Origin of the sequence: uncultured Desulfovibrio sp. (assembly GCF_944327235.1) — a bacterium.
In the GTDB taxonomy this organism is placed as follows: Bacteria; Desulfobacterota; Desulfovibrionia; order Desulfovibrionales; family Desulfovibrionaceae; genus Desulfovibrio.
On sequence record NZ_CALVHE010000155.1, the window covers coordinates 1 to 5,393 of the forward strand.

Sequence of the window (5,393 nt, forward strand, 5' to 3'; positions counted from 1 at the left end):
ACGGCAAGCGTACTTGTTTTTCATTGTCATAACTTGCTTTTAGCCTCTTTATGGACTCTCTGCTAGTCATGACCCAACGAAAAAAAGGCCGCGCAGCGGCACGGCCTCCTGTAGCGGGACTTATTGGGGCGTCAGGCGCTGCTTGACGGCTTCGGAAAGATGCTTGCCGTCCACACGGCCCTTGTGCGTGGCCATGATGGCGGAGATGACCTTGCCCATGTCGCGCGGCGAGGCCGCGCCCACGGCGGTGATGGTCTCCTCGATGAGGCGGCCGAGCTCTTCCTCGCTCAGGGGCTGGGGCAGATATTCCTGGATGACGGCCAGTTCCTCGGCTTCCTTCTGGGCCAGATCGGGACGGTTGGCGGCGGTGTACTGCTCGATGGAGTCCTGACGCTGCTTGCCTTCCTTGATGATGACATCCATCATCTCTTCATCGCTCAGCGTGCCGCCGGGGCGGCGCAGCTCCACCAGCCGGTTCTTGACGGCGGTCTTGAGCAGACGCAGCACGGACAGACGCACGGCGTCCTTGGCCTTGTAGGCCTGTACATAGTCTTTATCAATCTGTTCAAACAGGCTCATGTCGATATCCTCACGGGCCACGACCCGAAAAAAATCAAAAAGCGGGAAGCCCACGGCAGGGCCTCCCGCAAACGGACAGCGTCGCTTGCGCCCCAAGGGACGCGGGCGCGACATTACGCCGCGTTCATCTTGCGCATCTTCTTCATCAGGCGCTTACGGGCAGCGGCCTTCTTCTTCTTGCGCATCACGCTGGGCTTTTCGTAGTGCTGACGCTTCTTCATTTCGGACAGCACACCGGCCTTTTCCACCTGCTTCTTGAAGCGGCGGAGCGCGATATCAAAGTTGTAATCGTCTTCGTTCAGGAATACACCGGGCACAGACATCACCCCCTTTTTTCAGGGCTCCGGCCGTGGCCGGGCACTCGGCGGCCGAGACCGCCGTCGTTCCGAAGGAACGGAAAATCCCTTTACGCCTCTTTTGCAAAAAAGGCAAGTCTTTTTCGGAAAAGCCCGGCACGACCCCCACGGCGGCGGGCCGTCGCGTCCATGTCAACGCTCCCTGCCCAGACGTGCATATCGTTCGCACCCTTCCTCGCAGCCCTGTTTGCAGGCCCTGTCGTACCACTGGCGGGCTGTGTCGGGATCGCGCTTTACGCCCTTGCCCTCTTCGTACAGGATCCCAAGATACATCTGGGAGGCAAAAAAGCCCTCTCGCGCGGCCTGTTCCCAGTAGTTGCGGGCTTTTGCGTAATCCCGCCGCACGCCGCGCCCTTCATAATAGAAATAGCCGAGATTGTGCAGGGCTTGGGGATTGCGCCGCGCGGCGGCCTTTTCCCACCAGATGCGCGCCCTGGCGTCGTCCCGCGGCACGCCCCAGCTCTCGGCGTACAGGACGCCGAGGGCATACTGGGCGGTATCTTCGCCCTTTGCGGCGGCCTTTTCCCAGTATGTGTGCGCCTTGGCATGATCCTGCTTCACGCCGAGACCTTCGGCATACAGGCGGCCGAGATTGTATTGCGCGCCCGGATGGTCTTGTGCGGCGGCCTTTTCAAACCACTGGCGGGCAAGAGCGTAGTCCCGCTTCACCCCGACGCCGTTGGCGTACAGGAGGCCGACGGTATTCTGGGCCGGGGGTAGCTCTGTTCGGCGGACTTCTTGAACCAGCGGAAAGCTTTTTTGGCGTCCGGCGCGACGCCTTCTCCCAGGCTGTACCGGGAACCAAGCTCGAGTTGCGCGGTTTTTTCTCCCTGCTCGGCCTCTTTTTTCACGTCGTCGAACGAGGCCGCAACGGCCGCCGTGCCGCCGAGGAGCTGTGCCGCAAGCAAAAACGCAAGACAGAGGATCTTCATGGGAAAAACTCCTTTGGGTAGTCGATGCCCTCGCCTGGCCGCCGCGCGGGCGGCCTGCGCTGGACAAAGTGGAGAGCAGGGCACGCATGGCACGGGCATGACGCCTCTGCCTGAACAAAGCGGGCATACGCGTGAAACGTATGCCCGCTTTGGAGCATCCTCAGTTTGAAACGCTGCCCAGACGCGCGGAACGCTCGCACCCTTCTTCGCAGCCCTGTTCGCAGGCCCTGTCGTACCACTGGCGGGCTGTGGCGGGATCGCGCTTTACGCCCTTGCCCTCTTCGTACAGGATCCCAAGATACATCTGGGAGGCAAAAAAGCCGCCATTCGCCGCTTGTTCCCAATAGCTGCGGGCTTTTGCGTAATCCTGCGGCACGCCCCGGCCTTCGTAATGGAGAGCGCCGAGATTGTGCAGGGCATAGGGGTTGCGCCGCGCGGCGGCCTTTTCCCACCAGATGCGCGCCCTGGCGTCGTCCCGCGGCACGCCCCAGCCGTTGGCGTACAGGTTGCCGAGGGCATATTGGGCGGCATCTTCGCCCTTTGCGGCGGCCTTTTCCCAGTATGTGTGCGCCGTGGCATAATCCTGCTTCACGCCGAGACCTTCGGCATACAGACGGCCGAGATTGTACTGCGCCTCCGGGTAATCCTGCGCGGCGGCCTTTTCAAGCCAGTAGCGGGCAAGGGCATAGTCCCGCTTGACCCCGACGCCGTTGGCGTACATGCGACCGATGATATTCTGGGACGGCGCGTGGCCCTGTTCGGCGGACTTCTTGAATCCGAAGAGGGACTCGTCCTCGTCCGACGCGAGGTCTTCGTCCCGGCTGTCCTGGGAACTGAGTTCAGGTCGCGCGGTCTTTTCTCCCTGCGCGGCCTCTTTTTTCACGTCGTCGAACGAGGCCGCAAAAGCGGTCGTGCCGCCGAGGAGCTGTGCCGCAAGCAAAAGCGCAAGACAGAGGATCTTCATGGGAAAAACTCCTTTGGGGGGGCGATGCCCTCGCCTGTCCGCCGCGCGGGCGGCCCGCGCTGGACTAAGTGGAGAGCAGGGCACGCATGGCACGGGCATGACGCCTCTGCCTGAACAAAGCGGGCATACGCGTGAAACGTATGCCCGCTTTGGAGCATCCTCAGTTTGAAACGCTTGGCGTCCCAAACCATACGGCCTGGCCTTTCGCGGGAAAAACACGGCTTTCCCGCTTCCTTTGGGCCGGGCGTGCTGTGCCGCCGCCCCGCGTTTTCCCTTTTTCAACGGCAAAACGCTCCAAGGCCTGTCAGCACTGATTTTACAAATAATTTCAATATATAAGGCTATCTCCCGTACACGCTTCGCTTGTCATGGAGACGGGCTTGCCCCGTGTCCCTGACTCTTCCCCCAAACAGACAGCGAATAGCGTCAACAGGCCCTAGTCCTCAAGCACATCCTTGAGCATCTTGCCGGGACGGAATTTGATCATCTTGCCTTCAGCGATGGTGAGCGTCTCGCCGGTGCGGGGATTGCGTCCCTGCCGGGCCTGCCGGGTCTCCACGCTGAACGTGCCGAAACCGGTGAGCGTGAGCTTGCCTTCTTCCGCGAGGCTCTCTTCCACGGCGGCAAGAAAGGCGTTGAGCACCCGCTCGGCGGCGGCCTTGGTCAGATTGGATTTGGCCGCGATCTTTTCGATAAAGTCTGCCTTGGTCATGAAACTATCCTCCTAGAGCATTTCCAGTTTGAAACGCTTCGCGTCCCAAACCATACGGCCTGGCGTTTCGCGGAAAAAACGCGGTTTTTCCGCTCACTTTCGGCCGGGCGGCGCTGCACTGCCGCCTCGCATCTTGCCTTTTTCAAAGGCAAAATGCTCTAACACATATCCCGGCCCCCCCGGCCAGGTTTCTCGTACGGCAGGAAAAAAAGGAAGCAACAAAGGACCGTACAGGAACAGGGGAACAATTTTTCAGGAATCTTGTCAAGCTTTGGCGGCCAAAAGAGCGCTCAAACGGTGAAAATCCGCCACGGAAAGCTGTTCGGGCCGCAATTCCGGCGCAAGTCCGGCCTCTTCCGGCAGGGTGAGCAGGGCCGCGTCCCCGCAGCGGCGGAAGATCCCGCCGATCTGCTTGCGCCGCTGCTGGAAGCAGAGCTTCAGCAGGCGGGAAAGCTGGGCCGTGTGCGGCGGACGCGCCGCCTCCGCCAGCGGCTCGAAGCTCAGGACGGCGGAGTCCACCCTGGGCGGCGGACTGAACGCTCCCGGCCCCACGATGAACTCCAGCCGGGGACGCACGAAACTCTGTACCCAGACCGACAACGCGCCGTAATGCGACGTGCCCGGCCGGGCGGCCAGCCGCTGCCCCACCTCCTTCTGCACCATGAAAACGCCGCGTTGCAGGCCGCGCGCCTGCGCCACCATGTCCCAGAGCATGGGAGAGGCCACGTTGTACGGCAGGTTGCCCGCGATCTTCCAGGGATAGGCGGGCGTGATGCGCGACCAGTCGAAGCGCAGCGCGTCAGTGAGCACGGCCTGCGTGTGCGCCCCCGCCTGCCGCTGCCGCTCCGCCGCCCAGTGATCGTCCTTTTCCAGCAGCAGGAGGCGGGCGTGCGGCTGGGCCTCCAGCGCGCGCGTCAGCGCGCCCGGCCCCGGCCCGATCTCCAGGACGCGATCTTCCGGCCGCGGCAGCAGCAGGGCGGCGATACGCAGGCAGATATGTTCATGCTTCAGAAAATGCTGACCAAGGCTTTTCTTGGCGGCGGGCTGGGCGGATGCGCCGCCGGGATGGCGTGACATGATCGGTCTCCCGTGTGCGCCCGTCAGGGCAGGTCGAAGCGGTCAAAGGAAAGCATGAGCCCGGCCCGCCCCTGCGTGACCGATCGGAGCTGGGTGGAAAAGCCGAAAAGCTTGCGCAGCGGAGCCGTCGCCCGCACCTGCTTGAGCCCCGCCCTGTCCTGAAGGTCGTCCACCTTGCCGCCGCACGTCCCCAGCAGACTGATGGCCGCGCCCAGAAAATCGTCCGGCACGCTGATCTCCACCGTCATGATGGGTTCCAGCGTCACCGGCGTCGCCTCGGAAACGGCCTCGCGCAGCGCCTGCCCGGCCGCAAGATGCGTGCCCGGCACGGTCGTCAATCCCTCCGTGCGCTCCACCAGCTCCAGCCGCACGTCCACGTCCTCCAGCGGGTAGCCGGTACGCTCGCCGCTCTGCAGCGCATCCCGCACCCCGGACAGGGCCGCCTCCAGCAGCGCGCGGGGCAGCTGCCGCGCGGCCTCCTGCGGGTCGGCGGGCAGGAAATCGCCCACCGTGACCGCATTGCCCGTGCCGCGCTCGCGCGGGGCCACGCTCAGTCGCACATGACCCTGATGATGCTCCTTGCCGAGGTCCCGCTCAAAGGTCACGTCGGCCTCGCCGCTCTTGCGCACGCTCTCGCGCAGGATGACCTGCGGATGCCCGGCGCGCGGACGTATGCCGTACTCGCGCTGGATGCGCTCCAGCAGGATGTCCAGATGCAGCTCGCCCATGCCGGAGACCATGCGGCAGCCGGATTCCTCATCCTGCCGCACCAG

General features: G+C 63.4%; 7 protein-coding genes and 1 pseudogene. All 8 read right to left on the bottom strand.

Features of this window, described 5'->3' with window-relative positions; translation table 11 throughout:
* Nucleotides 1-120: 120 nt before the first annotated feature.
* A complete protein-coding gene (locus Q0K00_RS11790; RefSeq protein WP_297229770.1) occupies nucleotides 121-579 on the bottom strand; it encodes a GatB/YqeY domain-containing protein in 459 nt (152 codons plus the stop codon).
* 113 nt (nucleotides 580-692) lie between these two features.
* Entirely contained in the window at nucleotides 693-896 is a 204-nt protein-coding gene (rpsU, locus tag Q0K00_RS11795) for a 30S ribosomal protein S21 (protein WP_296305852.1), read from the bottom strand.
* Nucleotides 897-1,067: 171 nt separating this feature from the next.
* The gene (locus Q0K00_RS11800; protein ID WP_297229772.1) at nucleotides 1,068-1,604 is read right to left on the bottom strand and encodes a tetratricopeptide repeat protein; all 537 of its coding nucleotides are present in this window, start codon (nucleotides 1,602-1,604) and stop codon (nucleotides 1,068-1,070) included.
* Nucleotides 1,601-1,867 (bottom strand): SEL1-like repeat protein, encoded by a 267-nt coding sequence (locus Q0K00_RS11805; protein ID WP_297229774.1) that lies wholly within the window; start codon nucleotides 1,865-1,867, stop codon nucleotides 1,601-1,603. Before Q0K00_RS11805 ends, Q0K00_RS11800 begins: the two co-directional genes overlap by 4 nt.
* Before the next feature lie 160 nt (nucleotides 1,868-2,027).
* On the bottom strand, nucleotides 2,028-2,831 hold the full coding sequence (locus tag Q0K00_RS11810; protein ID WP_297229776.1) for a tetratricopeptide repeat protein: 804 nt from the start codon (nucleotides 2,829-2,831) through the stop codon (nucleotides 2,028-2,030).
* A 436-nt stretch (nucleotides 2,832-3,267) separates the two neighbouring features.
* Nucleotides 3,268-3,543, bottom strand: a complete 276-nt coding sequence (locus tag Q0K00_RS11815; RefSeq protein WP_297229777.1) for an HU family DNA-binding protein — start codon at nucleotides 3,541-3,543, stop codon at nucleotides 3,268-3,270.
* Between the two features lie 264 nt (nucleotides 3,544-3,807).
* A complete protein-coding gene (gene rsmA, locus Q0K00_RS11820; RefSeq protein ID WP_297229779.1) occupies nucleotides 3,808-4,620 on the bottom strand; it encodes a 16S rRNA (adenine(1518)-N(6)/adenine(1519)-N(6))-dimethyltransferase RsmA in 813 nt (270 codons plus the stop codon).
* A 23-nt stretch (nucleotides 4,621-4,643) separates the two neighbouring features.
* Nucleotides 4,644-5,393: pseudogene (gene fusA / locus Q0K00_RS11825) on the bottom strand (elongation factor G); the annotation flags it as partial.